The sequence below is a fragment of the Echinimonas agarilytica genome, assembly GCF_023703465.1.
Lineage (GTDB): Bacteria > Pseudomonadota > Gammaproteobacteria > Enterobacterales > Neiellaceae > Echinimonas > Echinimonas agarilytica.
Map to the genome: position 1 here is coordinate 265,842 of NZ_JAMQGP010000007.1, position 24,028 is coordinate 289,869.

Sequence of the window (24,028 nt, forward strand, 5' to 3'; positions counted from 1 at the left end):
GCATTAAAGAAGTTATAAAAACAGCTCCACTGTTCGATTTATTCTTTAGCCAAACTCATTATTAACATTTGCTTATCATCTAGCTCTACCGTTAACTTTAACGATATTGCAGTTGCAGCCGAATGCGCGATTGAAAGCCCTAAACCAACGTGATTAGTACCTGTTCGCGAACTATCCTTTCTCCATAAACGATCAAATATTGTCGAGAGGTCACTTTCGTCTAGGTTAGGGGCAAGATTAGCAATTGTTAAAATCGAACGATTGTCTTTACAGTCAATAATGACTTCACTATTTTCTGGTGCATACTCAACAGCATTACTTATCAGGTTGGAAATGATGATACGCAAAAGATGAGGGTTACTCTCTATTAAGTATTGTTCATTCAAGGATAAAGCAACCTCTATCCCTCGTTCTTTTACAAGAGATGATTGCAAAGCAATACATTCTTCAATAATGGTGGAGATATTCACCTTTTCGATGAGTATTTCTGAGCCAGAGTTCTCTATTCGCGCTAAAGAGAGCAAACTGTCTATCGTATTTTGTAGTTGTGAAGAAGATTCAGCAATGTAGCGATAATCATCAACAGATGATTGTTCGGGCCACTTCATTGCTACTTCACTTGTTGCACGAATCGCTGCTAATGGGGTGCGTAACTCATGGGCAAGATCGTTATTGAATTGGCACTCTCTTTCAAAACTTTTTTCTAACCTTGCAAGCAATTGGTTAAGCCTACTGATTAAAGGATTGATTTCAGTAGGCACACCTTCAACATTCAATCTATTATGCAACGAACCAGCTTCTACTTCCGCCACTTTTTCAGACAGATATTGTATCGGCGCTAATGTTCTTCTTATAGTAAAAACGAGTATCAATGACAATAAGCAGCAAAAAAATATGCCTCCAATTATCAATTTATAGGTAAGTATCGCTAATTGTTTATTCGTCTCTGTCTTCGAAATTGCAACTGAAACAGATATTTCACCGACTCTAGGCCCGAGCCTAACAATAAAAGAGTGCATGCGAATATATTCACCTGAAGCTAACTGACTATTGTAGTGTCTCTGCCGGTGTTGTTCACTCGGGTAGCTAAACTGATACTCGGCAAGGTTTTCAGATTTGCTTACTGTTGCTCCATCTTCATCCCAAGCTTGTAAATAAAATGAGTTATTTTCATCGTTGAGCAGACGTCTGGTGTTTTCAGCAATTTCTTTTGGTGTCCTCATATTACCACCAAACCTCCGAGGTGGTATTGGCATTCTATTGGCAAGCTGAACTGAACGAGCAAGCTTATTGAGTTCATTGTCAAGGCTACCATTAAGCCTACGTTTTTCAGAGAAATACAAAGTTGCCCCTGCTAAAATCGCAATAACAATAAAACTTGGCACTAGCCAAAATAATAGTTGGGAGCGGATACTTTTCATGGCTTTTCTACACTAATTATATAGCCCATACCTCTTCGAGTATGAATTAGTAAGGCATCGTTTTTTGATACCTTAATCGATTTTCTTAATGCACATATTGCAGTATCAACTACGTTGCTCATGGGCGACACTTGTTCGTCATAAATATGCTCTTCTATCTGGGTACGTGAAATAACACTTCCTTCATGCAACATGAGGTATTCTAATAAAGAAAACAATTGAGAGGTTAAGGGGACATTATGGCTTCCTCGAGTAACAGTTTTAGCTGACCGGTCTAAGGTCAAATCACCAACAGTTAATTTTGGAGAGCGGGTTTGGTATTTTCGTCGAGCAAGTGCTTCAACTCTAGCGATAAGTTCTTCAATGGCAAATGATTTAACCAAATAATCATCAGCGCCTAAACGCAATCCAGCAACACGATCTTCAATTGAATCTTTCGCTGTCAAAAACAATACCGGCGATTCATTGTTAGCTTCCCTCAATTTTTTGAGCACTTCTCGACCATCTAATCCGGGTAGCATAATGTCGAGAATAATCACGTCATAGTTATTCTCTAATGCCATCCATAAACCATCTTGACCATTATCTGTTGAGTCTACCGCAAACCCAGATGCTTTCAACGCTTTAACGACAGCCCTAGATAGTGCTTCGGAATCTTCAACCAATAATAATTTCATCTTACAGCTCTTCTACGATAAAAGTTTAGTGATAAAAATTTTCTACTAGCGATTAAGTTTAAAATTTTACTCACATATCATTAAATATATATAAGTTAACATGAGGAGAAGATGAAGGTGTATCAACAAATTATAAACAGCGCAATTAGCAATAATGATTATTATTGGGAATATCAAGTAAATCTACCTTCCTTACCTTTTGGCTGGCCTACAATCGCTGTCGACACTCACATTGATCGCGTCAGCAACCGTACAGGGTTTGCCAAAGGCGATACCGTGGTCAAAGTGGAAGAAAAACTATTAAAAGTTGTTCCCGCAGAATTTAAGGTCGACGTTCACCACTGGCTGATCCTCCACGGTCGTTATACTTGTATCGCCCGTAAACCAAGATGTGGCTCATGCATCATTGAAGACTTGTGTGAGTTTAAAGATAAGACTGAATAGACTTTCATCTGAATTCAGATAATCATCGACATAACGGGCTGATCATCCAAAAATCGGCCCTCCCTCTTTATCACCAATGAGTCGCGCAACGATTGGAAGGTTAAGCCGAGGACTGTTTAAACAATGCGAGTTCCGCAAGCCCGAGTAAAGCATGCAGCCGAAGGACGATGTTGTAGGGTTGCCAAGGTTTTTTTAGGAGCTTTGGCAAGCAAGCCCCTTAATAGCCGCCAGTCAGCATCGGCCACATGAAACCTATATACACCGTTGCCAGCTCAAACAAATGTTTATGAGCCATAGACAATCAAGCGTGATGAACGATATCTTGTGAGACTATATAAGCGAAGCCGCTGCCACTCACTCATAAGTCATCTTCATGCAGTTACAATTAGACACTTATTCCCCAATTATTGTGCCAGTGAATTGGCAGTCAGAATTAATTGAAGACGACGAACAGCGGCTTTCGCTATTACGTCAGCATTTCTCAGGTATCGACCCGCTTACGATCAAAGCCAACATTTGGCCCATGGGATACGGCTCACTTGAACACGACAACCTGCCGATGCTCTATCAACCTTCGGCAATTTTTGAATTCGCAGGTTTGACCGATGAGCCAGATGTAGAACATGCTCAGCTTTATGTGTATGACAGCTGTCTGGCTGTACTTCATTTAAGACTATCGCTTTGCTCTGATATTTCTAACATTGATGATCTAGAGATATCAAACAGAGTTGAAGCCCTGTCGTTTCAATATTTATCGCCGGTGCTCGCTCAAATTTACGACATCAAAACCACAGCACCAATGATTCAGCCTAGCGCCTACAAATTTTTTGTGAATACTCGAGAAGAATTGATCAACGGCAAACCAATGTGGGTTGCTCGCATGCTCACCAAAGCGCCAAACTTACACGAAGAACACTACCTTAAGTGGCTCAAAAACGTAGATGTTGATTCAGACTATTTATTACTTGGATCTGGAAATTCTTTGCTGGTTGAGCAAAAGCACTTTTCAGATGTAAATCGCACCATGGTGATTTCACAATTCCATGCTGCCTTGATGAATCGAATTGAAGATTTATTGAAAGACAATTTGAAGCAGTTTAACAACAGCTATTACAATTCCGACACGCTCGATAAACTGGCGCAGTCCATCAATAACCAGCAATACAGAAATGATCATATCGAGTTTATTGATATTCAAATGTCGGCCGCAGCAAGCGGCGTACAAGGTACAAGAAGAGAGCTACTCAAACAGTTCGGCCAAGCATGGCAGTTTGGTGAACAGCGCGATCGTATTACACAACTCACACATTTAACCCAAGCCCGACTAGATCGATTATCTCAAGACAAAATTCGGCACCAAAACCGTCGAATACAAACACTGCTTACTTTTTTAGGTGCCTTAGGGCTGATTAGCTTGGTAGTTGATTTAATTGATCTAGAGGGCAATACTGAACACGAACACTCAACGGGCCTGCTTGATCTCATTCAATTTTCATCAGCAGAACACATCATTAACATTATGTTTTTGATGGTAATCTTAGTGACTCTGTACTTTTATAGAAATCATGAATAAACGAATTCGATTAACTATTATTTTTTCAGCAGATACTTTTCCTTACGCTTCAGTGCTTGAGTTTATGACGCCTCGACTGAGTCAACTATTTGCAGGTGCATGCTGCCAACCGATTGATGGCATTTGGTCGGAAGATGGTGAGGAAGACAAATCGAGCTACCATTTAGGTCAACAAGAGTCAGGGATGAAGGTCATCTTATCAATCATGCCCGATAAAATAGAGCTTGCCCAACAGCATATTCAGCAACTACTACAAGAGCTCAAAGACGACCTCAACATCGCCATCAAATGGGTTCATGTGGAGCAGGAAGAAGTCACTGCACATCATTTTAAGCTGCGATAGGTGTTAACTATTCTCCCTGAAAGGCATTCAACACCAAGCAGCATAAATAATATAATTCAAACACTTAACTATAAAATACAACCTAAAGGAACCAGACATGCGTGTATTACATACCATGCTTCGCGTAGGCGATTTACAACGTTCTATTGAGTTCTACACTCAAATCATGGGAATGAATCTGCTTCGCCAGCATGAAAATGATGAGTACAAATACACCCTCGCTTTTGTGGGGTATGGCGACGAAAGCGAAGGCGCAGTGATAGAGTTAACCTATAATTGGGGTACTGAAGACTACGATATGGGCAATGCTTTCGGCCATGTAGCCATCGGGGTTGACGATATTTATGGCACCTGTGACGCAATTCGAGCGGCGGGCGGTCACATCAGTCGCGAGCCTGGCCCTGTGAAGGGTGGCGCAACAGAAATAGCCTTTGTTGATGACCCAGATGGCTACAAGTTAGAACTCATTCAAATGGAAAGTGCAAGCAAAGGCTTAGGCTAAGCCAGCGAAAGCAGCCTCTTATTGAGGGGCTGCTGTTTGGGTGGCGGCTGCCTGCACAACTCCCGCACTCTGTTCAGCTTGCAGCTCTTGTTCCGCATAGTCATCTAAACTCGCGTCACGCGTTAAGCGCATCACTACTCTTCGGTTTTTCTGTCGGCCTAGTGGTGTTTCGTTTGAAGATATATGACGTCGTTCACCATATCCTGAAGATACCAGCTTATCGTCATCCACTCCTTGTTCAATTAAAAACTCTCGAATAGCGTTGGCACGCTTTTTAGACAGCTCTAAATTCAACCAGCGCCCACCATAGCTATCTGAATATGCATCAATATTGATTTTGACGATGGCAGGATCATTCACCACGTATTCCGCAACACGACGCAAACGGCGTTGAGATTCTAGCTCTAATCGGTCACTGTTCGACCGGTAGTTTAATACCGTCAATGCAACATCATCAAAGCCAAACGGCAGAAGCCCGCCCACACATTCCACAAAATCTGCATAACCGGAACGAAAATTAGCCGAATTAAGAGCAACGCTAACTTCGCCGCCCTTTCTATAACCATCTCGATAATAAAAAGTTGGATTATTGCCCTGCTCTAACTCTGTCAATACAGACCATGACAATTTAGGATTTAAGCTTGGGTCAAAACCTTCTAATACCTTCAGTGTTGCCAAATGAGCGGGCTCCAAACCAGGTTTGTAAGCAGGAGGTACGGCAACAAGCTGTGCAAAGCCGGTTGCGCGAGGCTGTCGAAAGGCATCCATCGTCATGTTGATGTCGTTTTGAGTGCCCGCCTCACCGTGAAACTTCGCAGTTCCAAATCGTGGAATGGCATGTTCTAACTGGCATGCAAGCGGTGTGCTTTTACTCATAACCCAGTCTGAACTTGCCAACGGAGCTTGATACTGGCGCAAAGCCGCTTCCGTTGGTGCTGCTAGGAGCACGGTTGCACATGTTACTAGACTGTATTTCCACATAGCTCTAAACCGGTTTTCGCGTATCTAAGAAGTTTATCGGCTTCAAAACTGCATTCTTTAACTGAATTTAACAAATTACGACACAGAATCCGAGATTTCTGGAATAATAGCCAGCTGAATGAATATCTCTGGAGTTCTCATGACCGATGCTGTTGACCAGCATAGTTTAGCTGGCCGTTTTCGTGGTTACTACCCTGTTGTTGTTGATATTGAAACGGCGGGTTTCAATGCCACTACTGACGCGATGCTTGAGCTTGCCGCGACCCCACTCAGCATGAATGATGATGGAGAGCTGGTCCGGCTCGAAACCATAGCCTTCAATATTGCGCCATTTGAAGGCGCCAATTTAGAACCATCATCTTTGGCATTTACCGGTATTAACCCGGACTGCCCTGAGCGGAATGCAATCGCAGAAAAAACGGCTTTGACTGAGCTATTCAAAAAACTTCGCGCACTTCAAAAACAACATGATTGCCAACGTTGCGTGCTGGTCGCCCATAATGCCGCGTTTGATAACAGTTTTTTAAATGCTGCGATTCAAAGAACAAAACACAAACGTAGCCCCTTCCACCCATTCGTCACATTTGACACCACGACATTGTGTGCATTGATTTTGGGGAAGACAGTGTTGTCAGAAGCCTGCGAGTTGGCTGGGGTTGATTTTGATAAATCTCAAGCACACAGTGCTGCCTACGATACAGAAAAGACAGCTGAATTGTTTTGTCATATGGTGAATCACCATCAGGCGCTTGGAGGGTGGCCATATACGGTAGCAAAACAGCCTCAAGAAGAAGAACCTTCGGCTGAAATTTAGAGTATAAAAAAGGCGACCATTGAGGCCGCCTTTCATTAAATTACTTCACACCATTCATTTGTAATTCATGGCCGATGCGAAAAAATCGAGCAATGATATTCGAACGTTTCTTAGTCATATTAACTCCAAAGTGTGACTCACATCTCAAACATGGCGCCATTCTATTCTTGAACATCACATTTGACCACTGAGAAATTCTACCCATTCGGATTAGTTAATCTAATCCAAAATACGAGTTAACTTTTCACAAAAAATCACACCCTGAAAGTAATCATAAGCGCCATCATCGCAGTAAACAGGCGTAAAAAAGGCCGCTCAAAGCGGCCTTTTGCATCATCTCAAAGAATGTGAGATTACAAGCCTTCCGCGTTTGCTGACAAGTACTTAGCAACACCTTCTGGAGATGCGTCCATACCTTCTTTACCATCTTCCCACTGTGCAGGACAAACTTCACCGTTTTTCTCGTGGAAGTTCAAGGCATCAACCATACGCAACATTTCGTCAATGTTACGGCCTAATGGCAGGTCGTTTACAACTTGGTGACGAACAACACCAGCAGTATCAATCAAGAAAGAACCACGGAAAGCAACGCCCGCTTCAGGGTGCTCTACGTCGTATGCTTGACAGATTTCGTGCTTCACGTCTGCTACGAGTGGGTATTTTACTTGGCCGATGCCGCCGTCAGCAACATCAGTGTTACGCCATGCGTTGTGTGTGAATTGTGAATCGATAGAAACACCGATTACTTTAACGCCTTTCGCTTCGAAATCCGCAACGCGGTGATCGAAAGCAATCAACTCAGATGGGCACACGAACGTGAAGTCGAGTGGGTAGAAGAATACAACCGCAGCAGAACCCGCAAGGTATTCTGTTAGGTTAAAGTTATCAACAATCTCACCGTTACCAAGTACCGCCGCCGCAGTAAAATCTGGGGCAGGACGACCGACTAATACAGCCATGTTATTTCTCCATGTTATGTTTTCTATACAGCCCGCAATTGGACTGAATGTTACGATCTAATACAAATTAGCAGGCTCTCAGGGATTTAACACCGAAAGCCAATTAAAAACAGTTATTCAGCAGGATCGTTATTTTCTGTTTCAACAGGATGACGAGCTGCGGCTTCAGAGATCAGAGTTTGCAACTCACCTTGTTGGAACATTTCGATCAAGATGTCACATCCACCAACGAGTTCGCCTTCAATCCACAATTGTGGAAATGTAGGCCAATTAGCAAATTTAGGAAGCTCAGCGCGAATGTCAGGGTTTTGTAAAATATCAACGTAAGCAAAGCGCTCACCGCACTGCATCAATACTTGTGAAGCTTGTGATGAAAAACCACAGCTTGGTAATTTCGGAGACCCTTTCATATAAAGTAAGATAGGGTTGTCAGATAGTTGCTTTTTAATGCGCTCAAGCGTTTCCATAATAAATCTCTAGGCCTGTTTTCTTTCGATGGCGACATTCTACGCGTGAAGTGTAGCGAATCAAACAGATAGTTTAAGGGGTTTTTACCTATTAGTTTGATAGGCAAAGTCACTTAAAAAAATTCAATCCTCCCTTTTATAACGCTCAATAATCGCTAGAATAGCGTTACTATTAAAAAACAAACACACACAAGGGCATCTGCCCTGCCAATGGAGACTGGAGATTATGGCGTTTGAACTACCACCTCTTCCTTACGCGAAGGAAGCATTAGAACCACACATCTCAGCAGAGACTCTTGAGTACCACTATGGTAAACATCACAACACTTATGTTGTAAAACTCAACGGTTTAGTTGAAGGCACTGAATTCGCAGGTAAGAGCTTAGAAGAAGTTGTTAAAACTTCATCAGGCGGCGTATTCAACAACGCAGCACAAATCTGGAACCACACGTTCTATTGGAACAGCTTAAGCCCAAATGGCGGCGGCGAACCAACAGGCGATTTAGCAGAAGCAATTAATGCTGCATTCGGTTCTTTCGAAGAGTTCAAAGCAAAATTCACTGATAGCGCAATCAACAACTTCGGCTCAAGCTGGACTTGGTTAGTGAAAAAAGCAGACGGTTCTTTGGCAATCGTAAATACTTCTAACGCAGCAACACCGCTGACAGAAGAAGGCGTTACACCGGTATTAACTGTAGATTTGTGGGAACACGCTTACTACATTGATTTCCGCAACTTGCGTCCGAGCTACATGGAAGCGTTCTGGAAATTGGCGAACTGGGAATTTGCAGCGAAAAACTTCGCTTAAGCTTTTAGATTCTGCACATTAAAAAGCCGGGTGATTGCCCGGCTTTTTTTATGTCTGTAATGCGGTCGATTATTTGTCGACAATATTCGACGGCAATTCTTTGCGATGCATTTCCCACAAAATTGCGCTATCTCGGCCATAATGGCGCACCGCAAAGACAACATCATCGTGTTTGCCCTGCTCTGCCAATGTATTAACCTGGTCGTAAAACTTGAGTGTCAATTCACGACTATCAGGGTAACTGTAATGATGACCACCAATTCTTGTGTACAAGCCTTTAAAGCCGTTCAGAATCAATACATAGATTGGGTTGTCAGCAATACGCGCCATGGCTTGATGAAAGTTATAATCCACTAACGCAAACTCTTCGCCATCTTCCGCGGTTTGTTTTGCATCTTCAATGGCTTTCATGACCGCTTGCGGATCAGCTTTGATCGCTGCTCGTAAATAAATAGCAGCAATATTTGTACGTGCAGATAACAAATGGTCAATCAAATCCGGCATTCCATCTTGATCTAAACGCGCCAGCGTCATCAAAATGTTCAGCCCTGATGTTTCCCAAAAGTTATTGACTCGGGTAGGTTTGCCGTGTTGGATTGTAATCCAACCGTCTTGCTTTAAACGCTGCAAGACTTCTCTTAAGGTTGTGCGAGTCACACCTATTAGCTCAGATAGCTCACGCTCGGCAGGTAAGATTGAACCTGGAGGAAAACGATTATTCCAAATTGAACGAACAATATATTCTTCAGCAAATTCCGCTGGATTTTTTGCCTGAATGACACTTTGGTCATCAATATTGCCGCGGCGATCTAAGTGAGACAAGCCGATACCACCCGTTAGTTTTGTAATTAAAAGCCACTCATCATACCAGAGCGCTGATTAGAGCGCCAAGAACCATTCAACATCTTTTGTTCACATATTCGATGAGTTAGGGCTCAAATCAAAGTTTTAACAGACTATATATGTATTATTTTCAAAAAAATAAGCAGTCGTAACGCAAGAACTTGCGATACAATCTGCGTCAATAAGATTTATACAAATCCGTAACATAATAATTCGTCAGGGTACAAAATCGCTATGTCTACAACCTTTAAAGGGGCATTTTTGTCCAATTTCCTTGGGAACGCGCCGCAGTGGTACAAGCTCGCCATCCTGTTGTTCTTAATTATCAATCCAATCGCTGCCGCTATCGACCCATTCGTGGCCGGTTGGATGCTGATCATCGAGTTTATCTTCACACTCGCAATGGCATTAAAATGTTATCCATTGCAGCCCGGAGGTTTGCTAGCCATTGAAGCGGTGGTGATTGGTCTCACCACGCCAGGTATGGTGATGCACGAGATTGAGTCCAACATTGAAGTGATTTTATTGTTGGTATTCATGGTCGCTGGTATCTATTTCATGAAGCAATTACTGCTTTATTCATTCACTAAAATCTTGGTGAATGTGCGTTCTAAAATCCTACTATCACTTGCTTTTTGTTTTTCATCGGCCTTCTTATCAGCCTTCCTAGACGCCCTCACTGTGATTGCCGTTGTAATTGCCGTTGCTACGGGCTTCTACGCGATTTACCATAAAGTTGCGTCTGGAAAAGGCTTTCACCACGATCACGACCACTCACATGATGCGGAACTTAAACAACAACATCGCGAAGAACTTGATGATTTCCGTGCGTTCCTACGTAACTTAATGATGCATGCCGGTGTGGGTACTGCTCTAGGTGGTGTTTGTACGCAAGTTGGTGAGCCTCAAAACTTAATTATTGCCAGTGAAGCACATTGGACTTTTCTTGAATTTGCACTTCGTATGGCCGCGATTACCGTCCCATGTTTGATTGCAGGCTTGCTGACATGTGTTGTGGTTGAGAAATTTAAATGGTTCGGTTACGGCGCGAAATTACCCGAAGCCGTTCACACGATTCTTGCCGACTACGCCAAAGATAGCGACTCAAAACGTACCTACAGCGAAAAAGCAGCATTGGTTGTTCAAGCGCTTGTGGGCGTATGGTTAATTGTTGCGTTGGCAATGCATATGGCTGAAGTCGGCCTGATTGGTTTAACCGTCATCATTTTTGCAACTTCGTTTACCGGTATTATTGAAGAGCACCGTATGGGTCATGCGTTTGAAGAAGCGCTGCCATTTACTGCACTTCTTACCGTGTTCTTTGCAGTTGTAGCGGTGATCATCGATCAACATTTATTTGCCCCTGTGATTGACTACGTTTTGTCGTTTGAAGGCGAAGGTCAAATCTGGCGCGTATTTGTTGCAAACGGCGTGCTATCAATGATCAGTGATAACGTATTCGTGGGCACGGTGTACATTAGCGAAATGGTGAATGCACTCAGCGAAAAAGCGATTAATTTAGAGCAGTTCTATTTGTTAGCTGTTGCTGTGAACACAGGTACAAACTTACCAAGCGTGGCGACACCAAACGGTCAAGCAGCGTTCTTGTTCTTACTGACATCAGCCATTGCTCCCCTAATTCGCTTATCTTACGGCCGTATGGTTTGGATGGCCCTGCCTTACACAATCGTATTGATCATCACGAGCTTGTTAGCGATTGAGTTCTTCTTGTTGCCTGTAACTGATTGGATGTACGCACAAGGGTTGCTCGAATCAAAAGATATTCTGTCGTTGTCTGAGGCTGCCGCTAACGGCGGACATTAAGTCAACACATTGAATACAAAGGCTCCTTCGGGAGCCTTTTTTGTTGAATGAATATCGAAAATGCGTGTTTTCGTTGAATTGATCATCTAGGATTCAGGTTAGCTATTTTAAGCTACTTTCAATCTGTCGAAATAGGACGTCGAAACACACATGCAAAATTCTACGATTGGTAACTTTGTTAAATTAGAGTCTGCTGGCGGTATTGTGCTAGTCATAGCGACCGTTTTAGCCCTCATAGTCGCCAACTCTCCGCTTGCTGGAATGCGGGAGCTTTTGCTCGCTATGCCATTGGAAATGCGAATTGGTGAGCTTGAGATTGCTAAGCCTCTTTTACTCTGGATCAACGATGGCCTGATGGCGATTTTCTTCCTTCACGTTGGTCTTGAACTTAAACGCGAATTTTTAGAAGGTGAACTCAACGAGCCCGCTAAAATTGTCATGCCAGCAATGGCTGCAATTGGCGGTATCGTCGTTCCATCTGGCATCTATGCCATGATGAACTGGAACGATCCATCTGCTATCGGGGGTTGGGCAATTCCTGCTGCCACAGATATTGCATTCGCTCTTGGTGTACTCGGATTACTCGGCAAGCGCGTACCTTTGTCATTGAAAATCTTCCTGCTCTCGTTAGCAATTCTTGATGACATTGGCGCTATATTGATCATCGCTTTCTTCTACAGCGGCTCACTTTCGACCACTGCGTTTGTTGTTGCCGGAATCGCAATAGCCATGCTATTCGGATGTAATCGAATGAAAGTGATGAACTCATCCGTTTATTTGTTTATCGGCTTTATATTGTGGTGGGCTGTGCTGAAGTCAGGCGTGCATGCGACGTTGGCTGGCGTAGTGTTGGCGTTCTTTATTCCAATGCGAGATCCGAAAAATCCGGAATATTCCCCCGCCAAAGAGCTTGAGCACAACCTACATCACACGGTAGCGTTCATCATACTGCCCATTTTCGCGTTCGCAAATGCTGGTTTACCTCTGATGGGGCTCACGCTTGAACAAACTCTACATCCTGTGCCGTTGGGGATTATGGCGGGCTTGTTGTTGGGTAAACCCATTGGCGTATTCCTGTTTAGCTGGGTGTCTGCAAAAATAGGTATTTGTGAACTGCCGAAAGGCGTGACTTGGGGCCAAATATTTGGCGCATCAATCCTGTGTGGCATTGGCTTCACCATGAGTTTGTTTATTGGCTCATTGGCGTTTGAACAAGGCGACATCATTTACGATTTTGATGAACGCCTAGGTATTTTAATTGGCTCTGTACTTGCTGCTATTGGCGGTTATCTGGTGTTAAACAAAGTGCTGCCTAAAATGGCTGCAGATGAGCCAGAACAAGACAAGCAACATTAAGGACACATTTTGCGAGCGTTTTTCGTTTCAAGTAAGGCGTCGAACGCTTGCCAAAATTGCTGTTGGATACCTTCTCGTTCAATCAATATCTCATGAGCTGCCTGTGGGATATTGATTAAACAACAATCTTTCATGTCGTTACACACTTGTTGAGTACTTGAAAAGTCGACCACCTGATCGTTTTCACTCCCCACGATTAACGTCGGCGTTTCTATTCGAGCAGCTTGCTCTGCGGTGCTATCAATGGATTCAAATGATGATTTTACCCAATCGACTGTTGGGCACCCCAACCCCACATGATGTGTGGGTGATGCTTTCATATTTTGAAGGGTCCAGCAGTCTGCTGATGCTAAGTGAGATAAATCACTCGAGTAATTTTGACTTTGTTGTGTATTCGCTGGTGCTTCAAATGTCTGACTGAGCACCATGTCGCAGGCGTCTGAGTCAAGATAACTTGCCCAAACAGCTTCTCGCCCTGGAACGCATTCTGCGCCTTTGCCAATCATCGACATCGCACTCAATGCCGTATTATTGGTCCATGTGTTATCCGCTAAACCCATCATAGGTGAGCTAAAAGCGGCGTAATCAAATTGCTTGGGGTGTTCTATAAGATAACGAGCGGAGATCTGACCGCCCATAGAGTGAGCAACCATCACGCGAGTTTGGCCTGCGACTTTGGCCGGTAAATAGTTGCTAACAAACGACTCTAAATCAGACACGTATGTCTCATAAGAATCGATATAGCCTTTTTCACTGGTGTCGGTTTCACGTTGAGACAGTCCCTGCCCTCGCCAATCAAAGGTATACACATCAAAGCCTCGTGCCAACAATGCCTTATACGCTGGAATGTTCTTTTCGATAAACTCGGTTCGGCCACTTAAAAATAAAGCGTCTCCACGTTTTTGACCCGTTGGGGTTCTAAACGTGGCAATTCGAACATCAACCCCATTGAGCAACACCGTTTCTAGTTGTTCTGGCATTGGTGCTTTAGCGTAAAACTGCTTGGAATGCTCAATGTAAGCGCTCTTGGAACCATCATATGCCCATGCTAAAGATGCACTTATGGCGAAGTAAAAAATAACAAATAAACGCATATACGCTCTCGTTGAAAATTCAAATAAGGGAAACCTATCGCAAAAACATGATAATTTGATGTTACAAACATGAAGTTCGTTCATCTACTTTCGGTGTCGTGCAGTCACACTAGATTCAGAGCATGATGGTGGCTTTTTTCAATTTCATCTCGTAGCAATGCTGCTCAAATTTGGCGATCTGCTTATCCGTCATAAATTGTGAAAAGTCCTGCTTGAGTTTTACTTTGAGTGCGTCGATCTTAATGGACGCTTGAGAGGGGTATCGTTGCCTAATTTCGGCCGCTTGCTCGCGAGCCTCATTCAGCAAATATACAAATCGCGCAGAATCAGCAGAAGACAATTTCATCTGTTCAGCAAGCTTTGAGGTGTCAAAGTTTGACTCAACCTTGTAACCCACAACACACCACGAACCAATCATAGCTAGTGCAGCTACGAGGCCCCATGCTAAGCGCTCAAATGTACGATTGCGCGCCAACAAAACTGTCTCTGAGTTCATCCATGTACCCGTGCTATCAATCAATGTTAATGTGAGTTAAATGTTTTTAAGTTAGCCAACAGTCTAATACGAATCTGAATACTATCAACTGCCAGTATAGGTATAATATCTTCAAAATTATGATGGGAACCCGAAATTGAGCAACGTAGACTTAGATGAAATCGCAAAATTTGAAGCACTTGCAGCCACTTGGTGGGATCCTCAAGGGCAGTCGCGCCCATTGCATCAAATAAATCCATTACGTACCGACTTCATTCAACACAATGTAGGAGGCCTTGCGGGTAAGCAAGTTGCCGATATAGGCTGCGGTGGCGGCTTACTCGCAGAATCTATGGCAATGGCAGGCGCAAATGTGACTGCCATTGATATGGCTGAAGCATCCATTCAAGTCGCAAAACTTCATGCATTAGAATCAAAGCTAAACATCGACTATCAACAGGTCACTGCTGAAAAATTAGTTGCGAATCAAGCAGAATCATTTGACGTAGTGACGTGTATGGAGATGATTGAGCATGTGCCCGATCCAGCTTCCGTGATTCATGCGTGCGCTGATTTATTAAAGCCCGGCGGATGGCTTATCTTATCAACCTTGAATCGCACATTTAAAAGCCGAATGCTGGCCATTGTTGCCGCCGAGAACATTCTAAAATGGCTCCCCAAAGGCACCCATGATTACGACAAGTTCTTGAAGCCGTCTGAACTACTGCAATATACCGATGAGAAAGCCTTGCAGCCCAAACAAATGAAAGGCTTTCGGTACAACCCAATCAAAGACTCATTTTCTATTGGCAATGATGTTGACGTGAACTACATCGTGGCCTGTTACAAACCAGAGAACGTCTCCAATGCCTAAAGCCGTATTATTTGACCTCGATGGCACTGTCATGGACACAGCGCCCGATTTAGTGGCAGCACTTAATCGCACCTTAGCCGACATTGGTGAACCTGAATGCACCGATCCAAAGGTGCATCATTACGCTTCACATGGCGCATTTGGGTTACTCAAATATGCGTTAAAAGATCGTTTCGAGCGGTATGAGCCTCAAATGCTTAGAACCAACCTTCTCAACCACTACGCCAATGATATTGCCAGCAGCTCCCAGTTGTATCCCGGCATGCCTGAATTGCTTGCTAAACTCGACGAGCAAGGCACCCCATGGGGCATTGTGACAAATAAACCCGGTTTTCTAACTGACTCGTTACTGCCGCACTTCACTGAGCTGCAAACAAGCCGAACAAATATCAGTGGCGATACCTGCGGAGTAGCCAAGCCTGATCCCAAGCCCATGCTTCTGGCTTCAGAGCAAGTTGGTATTGTACCCGAAGAGATTGTTTATGTGGGTGACGCAGAACGCGATATGCTGGCGGGTAACCGAGTCGGAATGACGACGTTGGTGGCAATGTGGGGTTACATATCAGAATTCGATACTCCTCACCAATGGAACGGAAATGGCGCCATAGAACATCCACTCGAAGTGCTTGACTGGTTGTAAAGTATTCACTAGTAAATATGTACGTTTACAAGGGCCTTTAAAGCAAAGTCTACTTTTTGTGCACTGCTTAAAAAAAATGACATACCGCTGTCATTTTTGTTAAGCAGTATCAATTGCCGCTACCCCTTGATGCGTGGAGCTTTTCAGAAATTCAAGCCCTATCGCACCCTTTTAACGCCCCAAAATTGGGCTTAAATAGGGATTGCAAATCGTCTTCAGGCACACTATGTTGTGTTTCGAAACAACAACAACACTAGATGTGCTCAACTTTTATTCAGTAGTCTGACGCGCACAACAAGAGGCTGATAGTCATTCATGGACACCCAACTTTTAGTCACCAAACGCGATGGTGATAAAGAACCTCTCGATTTAGAAAAAATTCATAGAGTGGTCACATGGGCAGCGGATGGACTCGAAAAAGTATCCGTATCTCAGGTCGAACTAAAATCTCAAATCCAATTTTATGAAGGCATTACCACTTCAGATATTCATGAGACCATGATTAAGGCCGCCGCTGATTTGATATCAACGGACGTTCCAGATTATCAGTACCTTGCAGCACGCTTAGCGATATTCCATCTGCGCAAACAAGCCTATGGCCAATATGAGCCACCAGCCCTATATGACCATGTAAAAGCCATGTGTGATAGCGGCCGTTACGATGCGCACTTACTCGAAGATTACTCTCAAGACGAATACGAAGAGATGGCGATGTTTATCGACCATCAACGCGATCTCACATTTAGCTATGCCGCGGTAAAACAGCTCGAAGGCAAATATTTGGTGCAAGACCGCGTCACCAAGCAAATCTTCGAAAGCCCGCAATTTCTGTATATTTTGGTGGCGGCGTGTTTATTCGCTCAATACCCCAAAAATACACGATTAGGTTATGTTCGCCGCTTCTATGACGCAATTTCAACATTCCGTATTTCTTTGCCAACGCCGATCATGGCGGGTGTTCGCACACCAACACGCCAATTCAGTTCATGTGTTCTGATTGAATGTGGCGATAGCTTGGATTCGATTAACGCAACATCGAGCGCCATCGTCAAATACGTATCGCAACGCGCTGGCATTGGCATTAATGCTGGGCGTTTACGCGCTGTAGGTAGTCCAATTCGCGGAGGAGAAGCCTTCCACACTGGATGTATTCCGTTCTTCAAACATTTCCAAACAGCGGTTAAATGCTGCTCGCAAGGTGGTGTTCGCGGTGGCGCGGCAACCCTTTTCTACCCACTTTGGCATTTAGAAGTCGAAGACTTGTTGGTCTTGAAGAACAACCGTGGTGTTGAAGAAAACCGAGTGCGTCATCTCGATTATGGCGTGCAAATGAACCGCTTGATGTATCAGCGCTTAATTCAAGGTGGCAACATCACCTTGTTTAGCCCATCAGATGTTCCCGGCTTATATGACGCATTCTTCGAAAACCAAGAACGTTTTGAACAGCTCTATGTCAAATATGAGCAAGATGAGAGTATTCGTAAAAAGACTCTAAAAGCCATTGAAGTATTCAGCCTTTTTGCTCAAGAACGAGCCAATACGGGTCGTATTTACTTGCAAAATGTTGACCACTGCAACACGCATAGTCCGTTCATTCCTGATGTTGCTCCTGTGCGCCAATCAAATTTGTGTCTGGAAATCGCTTTGCCGACCAAGCCATTGCAAAGCTTCGACGACGAAAACGGTGAAATTGCGTTGTGTACCTTGTCGGCATTTAACCTCGGAGCCATCAAATCTCTCGATGAGCTCGAGGGTCTTGCTGAATTAGCCGTTCGCGCACTCGATAGCTTATTGGACTACCAAGATTACCCAGTAAAAGCCGCGTTAAACGCCACAATGGGTCGACGTACGCTCGGCATAGGCGTCATTAACTACGCGTATTACTTGGCCAAAAATGGCGTAAAATACAGTGATGGCAGCGCCAATAACTTAACGCACCAAACATTTGAAGCGATTCAGTATTACTTGCTCAAAGCCAGTAATGTGTTGGCGAAAGAACAAGGCGCATGTCCAAAGTTCAACGAAACAACCTATTCTCAGGGTATTTTGCCCATCGATTCGTATAAGAAAGATTTGGACGCAGTGTGTCAAGAATCTCTTAAGTTGGATTGGGATGCATTACGCACTAACATCGTAGAGCATGGGCTTCGCAACTCAACATTGAGTGCGCTTATGCCGTCAGAAACCAGCTCTCAAATCTCCAATGCGACCAATGGCATTGAGCCGCCTCGTGCTCACGTGAGTGTGAAGCAAAGTAAAGACGGGATTCTGCGTCAAGTTGTGCCTGATTTTGAGAACCTTAAAGGTAACTACGAGCTATTGTGGCAAATGCCAGACAATGATGGTTATTTGCAATTGGTCGGAATCATGCAAAAGTTCGTAGACCAAACTATATCGGCGAATACCAACTACGATCCTGCAAAATATGCAGATTCAAAAGTGCCAATGAAGCAGTTACTGAAAGACTTGCTGACCGCGTATAAATTGGGCGTAAAAACGCTTTACTACCACAACACGCGAGACGGAGCCGACGATTCTCAAGAGCCTGAAGATGACTGTGCGGGCGGCGCTTGTAAAATTTAATGATACGGGCGGCTTCATTAGCCGCCTTATTTTTCCCTAATTGATTGAGAGTTTTTGTGCGATGAAGTACACCACGTTTAGCAGAGAGCAAAACAACGCATTAACAGAACCAATGTTCTTTGGTAATCCTGTGAACGTTTCTCGTTACGACCAGCAGAAGTACCCTATTTTTGAACAGCTGATTGAAAAGCAATTGAGCTTTTTCTGGCGTCCTGAAGAAGTGGATGTGAGCAAAGACCGCATTGACTTCAACAATATGCCTGCTCATGAGCAACACATTTTCTTGAGCAACCTCAAGTACCAAACACTGCTGGACTCCATTCAAGGTCGCTCCCCAAATGTTGCATTATTGCCATTGGTTTCTATCCCAGAATTAGAAACCTGGATCGAAACATGGGCATTCAGCGAGACGATTCACAGCCGCAGTTACACGCACATTATTCGCAACGTGATGAAAGATCCGTCGGTCGTGTTTGATGACATTATTCTTAACGACGAAATTTTGAAACGCGCCGAAGGCATTAGCTTTTATTACGATGAGTTGATTGACGCCAACCGCCAGTACCAAGAATATGGCGAAGGCACGCACCAAACTCCAAATGGCGAAGTCACAGTGTCCTTGCGTGAAATTAAGCGTAAATTGTATTTATGCCTGATGTCTGTCAACGTACTTGAAGCGATTCGATTTTACGTCAGCTTTGCTTGCAGTTTTGCCTTTGCAGAACGTGAGCTGATGGAAGGCAACGCCAAGATCATTCGTTTAATCGCTCGAGACGAGGCATTACACCTGACCTCCACTCAACATATGATCAACATTCTAGCAACGGGCGAAGATGATCCTGAAATGGCAGAAATTGCGATTGAATGCCATCAAGAGTCCATCGAAATATTTCGCGCAGCGGCAGAGCAAGAAAAAGCGTGGGCCAGTTACTTGTTCAAAGACGGCTCAATGATTGGTTTGAACGAATCGATTCTTGGGCAATACGTTGAATATATTACCAACACGCGCATGCAAGCGATTGGCTTACCTAAAATATTTGAAAATACAGAAAACCCGATTCCTTGGATTAACACTTGGTTGTCTTCGGATGCGGTTCAAGTTGCTCCACAAGAAGTTGAAGTGAGCTCATATCTCGTGGGTCAAATCGATAATGAGGTCAACGCAGACGACTTGTCTGAATTCACCTTGTGAGCAAAGAGCAAGATAACCAAGCGCCTTGGGTATTCGTTCAAGGCCAACAAGCCTTTAAATTTGACGCGAGTCAGCATGACTCTCTGCTCCAAGCGCTCGAAGAGCACGGTGTTGATGTGCATTACGAATGCCGTGCTGGTTTTTGCGGCTCTTGTAGAACCTCAATATTGGACGGCAGCGTAAAATACTCAACGCAACCTATTGCGTTCTTTCGACAAGGTGAAATCTTACCTTGTTGCTGTGTCCCTACATCAGATATCACATTGGACGAATAGCTCAATGACTCGACACTTACCCATCCAACAAGCCGCTACTGAACTTGACGTGACACCAGACACGCTTCGGTATTATGAGAAGCAAGGGTTGCTGATACACGTGGGGCGCAATACTAGCGGACACCGGCAATATGCCCCAGCAGACATGGACTGGCTTCGTTTTATATTGTGTTTAAAATCAACCGGTATGCCATTGGAGTTGATCAAACGCTATCGTGATTTGCTGGTGGCAGGTGATCACACCATCGCACAGCGTCAGGCCATTCTTACCGAGCATCACACACAAATCGAGTCAGACCTAAAGTTGTTGCAAACCAACCTGACTCGTATTGAACAGAAAATCGAGTTTTATGACAATATTCACAGCGATTCTACGAAATCATGCTCGACAAATTAAGCCTCCAATTTCAATAAACTCAAGCCTTGGTCCAACGATCCATTTGCTTTCGCTTGGCTCTGTGCGTTCCCTCACTTTTGGTAAAAACGAAAAACTTATCCCGATAACTCATTGTATCGATTTGTATAAGGCAATCTTCCATTGCAGTGCATCATCATCGCTTTGTCGCCCACGCGCTTGAATATCAAACAGCATGGATTGAACTGTGCAAATAAATGCTATTTTGCTCAGGTTATTAATTAGTTTTGCCTGCTAAGCTCCATTAAGCTGGATTCCCCAAAATTAACCTAGGGCTTGGCATGTGTTTGTGAAAGACTTTCAACTCTCCTCGGTCGTGACGCCTGAGCCCGAATTAGCAGAAGAATACGCAGTCGCCTTTTGTATTAACGATGTGAGTTACGCTGTAATGATGGCTTCACCACACGATCTGGATGATTTTGCCTTTGGCTTTTTGTTTGCCGAACAATTGATATCCAACACCAATCAAGTTCATGACATTCGCGTCACCACCATGCCAGACAAAGGCATGGTGGAAATTAATATCACATTGGCCAACCGCTGTTTATCTATACTTCGTGACAAAAAACGTCGCTTAACTGGCGTGAGTGGTTGTGGAGTGTGCGGTGTTGAAGCCCTACAGCAAGCTTTGCCTGATGTCACTCCCGTTGAACAGGCAAACATCATCGCACTTGACTCCCTCGCTCAATTGCGTGATTGCTGCCAACAATGGCAAGCACTAGCTAAATCAACAGGAGCCATGCACGGCGCATTTCTAATTGACTTAGAAGGGAATATAACCGCCGCGCGAGAAGATATAGGCCGTCATAATGCCTTAGACAAACTCATTGGTTCATGTGTACGCGATGCCGCATTTGTCCCTGAAAATCATGCCATTTTATTGACCAGCCGTTGTGGCGTGGAGTTAGTTTATAAAGTTGCCAATATTGGTATCGCCAATTTAGTCAGTCTATCTGCGCCCAGTCAATTGGCTCTGAGTATTGCGCAGCAAGCCAACGTTAATTTGATTCATTTAACAAAGCTAGATGGGCCGCGAGTGCTCAATCAAGCCCAAACTCTTACACTTGCTAAAGGTCACCTCCATGAGTAAACAGCCTAATAAAGCAGGCGGATTGTCGTCGTTACAATCAGCGGTTAAACATGTTTGGAAAAGTCAGCAAGCGAAAACTAATATTAAAAATTTGATGCGTGCCAACCAAACGCATGGATTTGATTGTCCCGGCTGTGCATGGGGTGATCAAAAAGAAGGCTTGATCCAGTTTTGTGAGAACGGCGCCAAAGCGATCTCATGGGAGTCAACCAATAAGAAGGTCGATTCGAACTTTTTCGAAAACCACACCGTCAGCCAATTGCTAAAGCAGAGTGACTACTGGTTGGAATACCAAGGCCGCCTAACCGAACCTTTACGCTACAACCCGACAACCGACAAATACGAACCGATTGCATGGACGAAAGCATTTGACCTTATCGGCCGTCAGTTAAACTCGTTGTCTTCGCCCAATGAGGCCGAGTTTTATACATCTGGCCGAGCAAGTAATGAAGTGTCATTTGTGTATCAGTTATTTGGCCGTTTATTCGGCACCAACAATTTTCCTGACTGCTCCAACATGTGTCATGAAGCCAGCGGGGTTGCCCTGAATCAAGCCATCGGTGTGGGTAAAGGCACCGTTGTGTTGGATGATTTTGACAAAGCTGATGCAATTTTAGTGTTTGGACAAAACCCAGGTTCCAATCACCCGCGCATGATGAATGCATTGCGCCGAGCAGCCCGTCATGGCTGTAAAATTGTGACCTTTAATAACTTAAAAGAAGTCGCGCTGAAACGTTTTGCGAGCCCACAAAGCCCCGTCGAATTACTCACCCCTGCCGCCACTGATATCAGTCACCTGTATTTAAGTCCTAAGTTGGGCGGAGATATGGCTGCAATTCGAGGCATGGTCAAAACCATACTGGCTAAACAGCAAGCTGCAATTCAATCAGGCCAAGCCGATGTCATTGATAAGGCATTCATTGACGAGCACACCGTCGATTTTGAAAGCTATTGTAAACAGGTCCAGCAGACTTCATGGCAACAAATAGAGCAGCAATCGGGTTTATCGCAACCGGAAATTGAAGCCGCTACGGATATCTTACTTCAAGCCGAAAAGGCAATTTGCACATGGGCTATGGGGATTACACAACATAAGCATTCGGTAGCGACCATTCGTGAAATTGTTAATTTGCAGTTGATCACCGGCAACTTGGGTAAACCGGGCGCGGGCTTATGCCCTGTGCGGGGCCACAGTAATGTTCAGGGGAATCGAACCATGGGCATTAACGATAAGCCCAAACAAGCCTTTTTAAATGCCATGGCGGATCACTTTCAGCAGCCCATGCCTCACGATCATGGGCACAATGTCTATCTCGCGTTAAACGCATTTTTGAACAAGCAAAGTAAGGTGCTTATTTGCTTAGGAGGTAATTTAGCAGCCGCCGCTCCTGATACAGAGCAAACATTTAAAGCCATGCGCAACACGCAATTAAATGTACAAATTAGTACCAAGCTCAACCGAAGCCATTTAATGGTGGGGCAAGAAGCGCTAATTTTGCCGTGCTTGGGTCGCACAGAGATCGACCGCCAAGCAACAGGGGAGCAAGCCATTACGGTAGAAGACACATTTAGCATGGTGCATGCCTCACAGGGCAAAGTAGAACCGCTAGACGAACAGCTTAAATCTGAAGTCGATATTATTTGCAGTATTGCTCAAGCCACCTTGGGCAAAGACATTGTCGATTGGAAAAATTTAGTGGCTGATTACGGAAATATTCGAGACCTAGTGGCGCAAATCGTGCCGGGCTTTGCCGATTTCAATCAGAAAATTATGCAACCCGGAGGGTTCTACCTTGGAAACAGTGCCGCTGATAAACATTGGGTAAATGACGCAGGTAAAGCGCAATTCAGCCAAAGTCCGCTGCCTGAGTCGATTACTCATGATGTTGCTATAGATAATACAGAAGGTACAAAAAATCGGCTGATGACGTTACAAACACTGCGCTCGCACGACCAATACAACACCACTATTTATGGAATGAATGACCGATATCGCGGTGTTTCAGGAGAACGAAAAGTGCTATTCATGAATGAGAAAGATGCCAAGCGCCAAAAATTAAAGCAAGGCGACAAAGTTCAAATCACTTCGATTTGGCCAGATGACCAACATCGCCAGGTTGATGGTTTCAAAATTGAAATCTACGACATCCCTGAAGGCAATTTAGCCGCCTATTACCCAGAAACAAATCCACTTGTGCCATTAGACAGCGTGGGCGACGACTCATTTACACCTACATCAAAGTCAGTGCCCGTGATTTTGAAACAATCATCACAAGACGCTCCTATTTTATAGGCTCAAAAGAGCAGGTGAGCTTTGGCCGTTCATCTGCTCTTTTGCATTTATCTTAACGTGTATGTGCCGCCATTATTTTTGCCAC

The 24,028-nt window shown here is 44.1% G+C and carries 23 protein-coding genes and 1 pseudogene; 16 read left to right on the forward strand and 8 right to left on the reverse strand.

Going from position 1 to position 24,028, the window contains the following annotated elements:
• Positions 1-38: 38 nt before the first annotated feature.
• Both NAF29_RS14290 and NAF29_RS14295 read right to left on the reverse strand, forming a co-directional pair.
• Positions 39-1,421 carry a sensor histidine kinase gene (locus NAF29_RS14290; protein ID WP_251262298.1) on the reverse strand — a complete coding sequence of 461 codons (1,383 nt, stop codon included), beginning with the start codon at positions 1,419-1,421 and terminating at the stop codon, positions 39-41.
• On the reverse strand, positions 1,418-2,098 hold the full coding sequence (locus tag NAF29_RS14295; protein ID WP_251262299.1) for a response regulator transcription factor: 681 nt from the start codon (positions 2,096-2,098) through the stop codon (positions 1,418-1,420). Before NAF29_RS14295 ends, NAF29_RS14290 begins: the two co-directional genes overlap by 4 nt.
• Positions 2,099-2,296: 198 nt before the next feature.
• Between NAF29_RS14295 and NAF29_RS14300 the strand changes: the two are divergent.
• The 4 genes and pseudogenes from NAF29_RS14300 to gloA all read left to right on the forward strand — a co-directional run.
• Positions 2,297-2,542: pseudogene (locus NAF29_RS14300) on the forward strand (endonuclease III); the annotation flags it as partial.
• Positions 2,543-2,915: 373 nt separating this feature from the next.
• Positions 2,916-4,115: a hypothetical protein gene (locus NAF29_RS14305; protein ID WP_251262300.1), complete on the forward strand. Its 1,200-nt coding sequence runs from the start codon at positions 2,916-2,918 to the stop codon at positions 4,113-4,115.
• The gene (locus tag NAF29_RS14310; protein ID WP_251262301.1) at positions 4,108-4,458 is read left to right on the forward strand and encodes a hypothetical protein; all 351 of its coding nucleotides are present in this window, start codon (positions 4,108-4,110) and stop codon (positions 4,456-4,458) included. The genes NAF29_RS14305 and NAF29_RS14310 overlap by 8 nt, the downstream gene beginning before the upstream one ends.
• Positions 4,459-4,555: 97 nt before the next feature.
• A complete protein-coding gene (gene gloA / locus NAF29_RS14315; RefSeq protein ID WP_251262302.1) occupies positions 4,556-4,960 on the forward strand; it encodes a lactoylglutathione lyase in 405 nt (134 codons plus the stop codon).
• An 18-nt stretch (positions 4,961-4,978) separates the two neighbouring features.
• Here gloA and NAF29_RS14320 read toward each other — a convergent pair whose 3' ends face one another.
• Positions 4,979-5,908, reverse strand: coding sequence for a flagellar protein MotY (locus tag NAF29_RS14320; RefSeq protein ID WP_251262303.1), 930 nt, complete (start codon positions 5,906-5,908; stop codon positions 4,979-4,981).
• 172 nt (positions 5,909-6,080) lie between these two features.
• On the opposite strand from NAF29_RS14320, the gene rnt reads away from it, so the two are divergent.
• Positions 6,081-6,755: a ribonuclease T gene (gene rnt, locus NAF29_RS14325; RefSeq protein ID WP_251262304.1), complete on the forward strand. Its 675-nt coding sequence runs from the start codon at positions 6,081-6,083 to the stop codon at positions 6,753-6,755.
• 353 nt (positions 6,756-7,108) lie between these two features.
• Here rnt and NAF29_RS14330 read toward each other — a convergent pair whose 3' ends face one another.
• Positions 7,109-7,714, reverse strand: a complete 606-nt coding sequence (locus tag NAF29_RS14330) for a peroxiredoxin C (protein ID WP_251262305.1) — start codon at positions 7,712-7,714, stop codon at positions 7,109-7,111.
• 113 nt (positions 7,715-7,827) lie between these two features.
• A complete protein-coding gene (locus NAF29_RS14335) occupies positions 7,828-8,181 on the reverse strand; it encodes a Grx4 family monothiol glutaredoxin (protein ID WP_285817781.1) in 354 nt (117 codons plus the stop codon).
• A gap of 226 nt (positions 8,182-8,407) precedes the next feature.
• On the opposite strand from NAF29_RS14335, the gene sodB reads away from it, so the two are divergent.
• Positions 8,408-8,989 (forward strand): superoxide dismutase [Fe], encoded by a 582-nt coding sequence (sodB, locus tag NAF29_RS14340; RefSeq protein WP_251262306.1) that lies wholly within the window; start codon positions 8,408-8,410, stop codon positions 8,987-8,989.
• Positions 8,990-9,058: 69 nt separating this feature from the next.
• On the opposite strand, the gene fadR is transcribed toward sodB, so the two are convergent.
• Positions 9,059-9,811: a fatty acid metabolism transcriptional regulator FadR gene (gene fadR / locus NAF29_RS14345; protein WP_285817782.1), complete on the reverse strand. Its 753-nt coding sequence runs from the start codon at positions 9,809-9,811 to the stop codon at positions 9,059-9,061.
• A 255-nt stretch (positions 9,812-10,066) separates the two neighbouring features.
• Here fadR and nhaB point away from each other — a divergent pair, with 255 nt between their 5' ends.
• Both nhaB and nhaA read left to right on the forward strand, forming a co-directional pair.
• Entirely contained in the window at positions 10,067-11,656 is a 1,590-nt protein-coding gene (gene nhaB, locus NAF29_RS14350; protein WP_251262307.1) for a sodium/proton antiporter NhaB, read from the forward strand.
• A 150-nt stretch (positions 11,657-11,806) separates the two neighbouring features.
• Positions 11,807-13,012, forward strand: a complete 1,206-nt coding sequence (gene nhaA / locus NAF29_RS14355) for a Na+/H+ antiporter NhaA (protein ID WP_251262308.1) — start codon at positions 11,807-11,809, stop codon at positions 13,010-13,012.
• Here nhaA and NAF29_RS14360 read toward each other — a convergent pair.
• Both NAF29_RS14360 and NAF29_RS14365 read right to left on the reverse strand, forming a co-directional pair.
• Positions 13,009-14,106, reverse strand: coding sequence for an alpha/beta fold hydrolase (locus NAF29_RS14360; RefSeq protein WP_251262309.1), 1,098 nt, complete (start codon positions 14,104-14,106; stop codon positions 13,009-13,011). The genes nhaA and NAF29_RS14360 overlap by 4 nt on opposite strands.
• A gap of 115 nt (positions 14,107-14,221) precedes the next feature.
• Entirely contained in the window at positions 14,222-14,602 is a 381-nt protein-coding gene (locus NAF29_RS14365; protein WP_251262310.1) for a hypothetical protein, read from the reverse strand.
• Positions 14,603-14,738: 136 nt separating this feature from the next.
• On the opposite strand from NAF29_RS14365, the gene ubiG reads away from it, so the two are divergent.
• The 8 genes from ubiG to NAF29_RS14405 all read left to right on the forward strand — a co-directional run bounded on the left by ubiG (position 14,739) and on the right by NAF29_RS14405 (position 23,943).
• Positions 14,739-15,455, forward strand: coding sequence for a bifunctional 2-polyprenyl-6-hydroxyphenol methylase/3-demethylubiquinol 3-O-methyltransferase UbiG (gene ubiG / locus NAF29_RS14370; RefSeq protein WP_251262311.1), 717 nt, complete (start codon positions 14,739-14,741; stop codon positions 15,453-15,455).
• Entirely contained in the window at positions 15,448-16,095 is a 648-nt protein-coding gene (locus NAF29_RS14375; protein ID WP_251262312.1) for an HAD family hydrolase, read from the forward strand. The genes ubiG and NAF29_RS14375 overlap by 8 nt, the downstream gene beginning before the upstream one ends.
• Positions 16,096-16,410: 315 nt before the next feature.
• Complete coding sequence (gene nrdA, locus NAF29_RS14380) at positions 16,411-18,678, forward strand: class 1a ribonucleoside-diphosphate reductase subunit alpha (RefSeq protein WP_251262313.1); 2,268 nt, start codon at positions 16,411-16,413, stop codon at positions 18,676-18,678.
• Between the two features lie 61 nt (positions 18,679-18,739).
• Positions 18,740-19,870 (forward strand): class Ia ribonucleoside-diphosphate reductase subunit beta, encoded by a 1,131-nt coding sequence (gene nrdB / locus NAF29_RS14385; RefSeq protein WP_251262314.1) that lies wholly within the window; start codon positions 18,740-18,742, stop codon positions 19,868-19,870.
• Positions 19,867-20,145, forward strand: a complete 279-nt coding sequence (yfaE, locus tag NAF29_RS14390) for a class I ribonucleotide reductase maintenance protein YfaE (protein ID WP_251262315.1) — start codon at positions 19,867-19,869, stop codon at positions 20,143-20,145. The genes nrdB and yfaE overlap by 4 nt, the downstream gene beginning before the upstream one ends.
• A 4-nt stretch (positions 20,146-20,149) precedes the next feature.
• Positions 20,150-20,542 carry a MerR family transcriptional regulator gene (locus NAF29_RS14395; RefSeq protein WP_251262316.1) on the forward strand — a complete coding sequence of 131 codons (393 nt, stop codon included), beginning with the start codon at positions 20,150-20,152 and terminating at the stop codon, positions 20,540-20,542.
• A gap of 307 nt (positions 20,543-20,849) precedes the next feature.
• On the forward strand, positions 20,850-21,650 hold the full coding sequence (fdhD, locus tag NAF29_RS14400; protein WP_251262317.1) for a formate dehydrogenase accessory sulfurtransferase FdhD: 801 nt from the start codon (positions 20,850-20,852) through the stop codon (positions 21,648-21,650).
• Positions 21,643-23,943, forward strand: a complete 2,301-nt coding sequence (locus NAF29_RS14405) for an FdhF/YdeP family oxidoreductase (protein ID WP_251262318.1) — start codon at positions 21,643-21,645, stop codon at positions 23,941-23,943. Before fdhD ends, NAF29_RS14405 begins: the two co-directional genes overlap by 8 nt.
• The last annotated feature ends 85 nt before the right edge of the window (positions 23,944-24,028 follow it).

Excerpts from the sequence above, each read along its gene's own strand:
- NAF29_RS14290 (WP_251262298.1), bottom strand. The coding sequence starts at position 1,421 with ATGAAAAGTATCCGCTCCCAACTATTATTTTGGCTAGTGCCAAGTTTT.
- NAF29_RS14295 (WP_251262299.1), bottom strand. The coding sequence starts at position 2,098 with ATGAAATTATTATTGGTTGAAGATTCCGAAGCACTATCTAGGGCTGTC.
- NAF29_RS14305 (WP_251262300.1), top strand. The coding sequence starts at position 2,916 with ATGCAGTTACAATTAGACACTTATTCCCCAATTATTGTGCCAGTGAAT.
- NAF29_RS14310 (WP_251262301.1), top strand. The coding sequence starts at position 4,108 with ATGAATAAACGAATTCGATTAACTATTATTTTTTCAGCAGATACTTTT.
- gloA (WP_251262302.1), top strand. The coding sequence starts at position 4,556 with ATGCGTGTATTACATACCATGCTTCGCGTAGGCGATTTACAACGTTCT.
- rnt (WP_251262304.1), top strand. The coding sequence starts at position 6,081 with ATGACCGATGCTGTTGACCAGCATAGTTTAGCTGGCCGTTTTCGTGGT.
- NAF29_RS14330 (WP_251262305.1), bottom strand. The coding sequence starts at position 7,714 with ATGGCTGTATTAGTCGGTCGTCCTGCCCCAGATTTTACTGCGGCGGCG.
- NAF29_RS14335 (WP_285817781.1), bottom strand. The coding sequence starts at position 8,181 with ATGGAAACGCTTGAGCGCATTAAAAAGCAACTATCTGACAACCCTATC.
- sodB (WP_251262306.1), top strand. The coding sequence starts at position 8,408 with ATGGCGTTTGAACTACCACCTCTTCCTTACGCGAAGGAAGCATTAGAA.
- nhaB (WP_251262307.1), top strand. The coding sequence starts at position 10,067 with ATGTCTACAACCTTTAAAGGGGCATTTTTGTCCAATTTCCTTGGGAAC.
- nhaA (WP_251262308.1), top strand. The coding sequence starts at position 11,807 with ATGCAAAATTCTACGATTGGTAACTTTGTTAAATTAGAGTCTGCTGGC.
- NAF29_RS14360 (WP_251262309.1), bottom strand. The coding sequence starts at position 14,106 with ATGCGTTTATTTGTTATTTTTTACTTCGCCATAAGTGCATCTTTAGCA.
- NAF29_RS14365 (WP_251262310.1), bottom strand. The coding sequence starts at position 14,602 with ATGAACTCAGAGACAGTTTTGTTGGCGCGCAATCGTACATTTGAGCGC.
- NAF29_RS14375 (WP_251262312.1), top strand. The coding sequence starts at position 15,448 with ATGCCTAAAGCCGTATTATTTGACCTCGATGGCACTGTCATGGACACA.
- nrdA (WP_251262313.1), top strand. The coding sequence starts at position 16,411 with ATGGACACCCAACTTTTAGTCACCAAACGCGATGGTGATAAAGAACCT.
- nrdB (WP_251262314.1), top strand. The coding sequence starts at position 18,740 with ATGAAGTACACCACGTTTAGCAGAGAGCAAAACAACGCATTAACAGAA.
- NAF29_RS14395 (WP_251262316.1), top strand. The coding sequence starts at position 20,150 with ATGACTCGACACTTACCCATCCAACAAGCCGCTACTGAACTTGACGTG.
- NAF29_RS14405 (WP_251262318.1), top strand. The coding sequence starts at position 21,643 with ATGAGTAAACAGCCTAATAAAGCAGGCGGATTGTCGTCGTTACAATCA.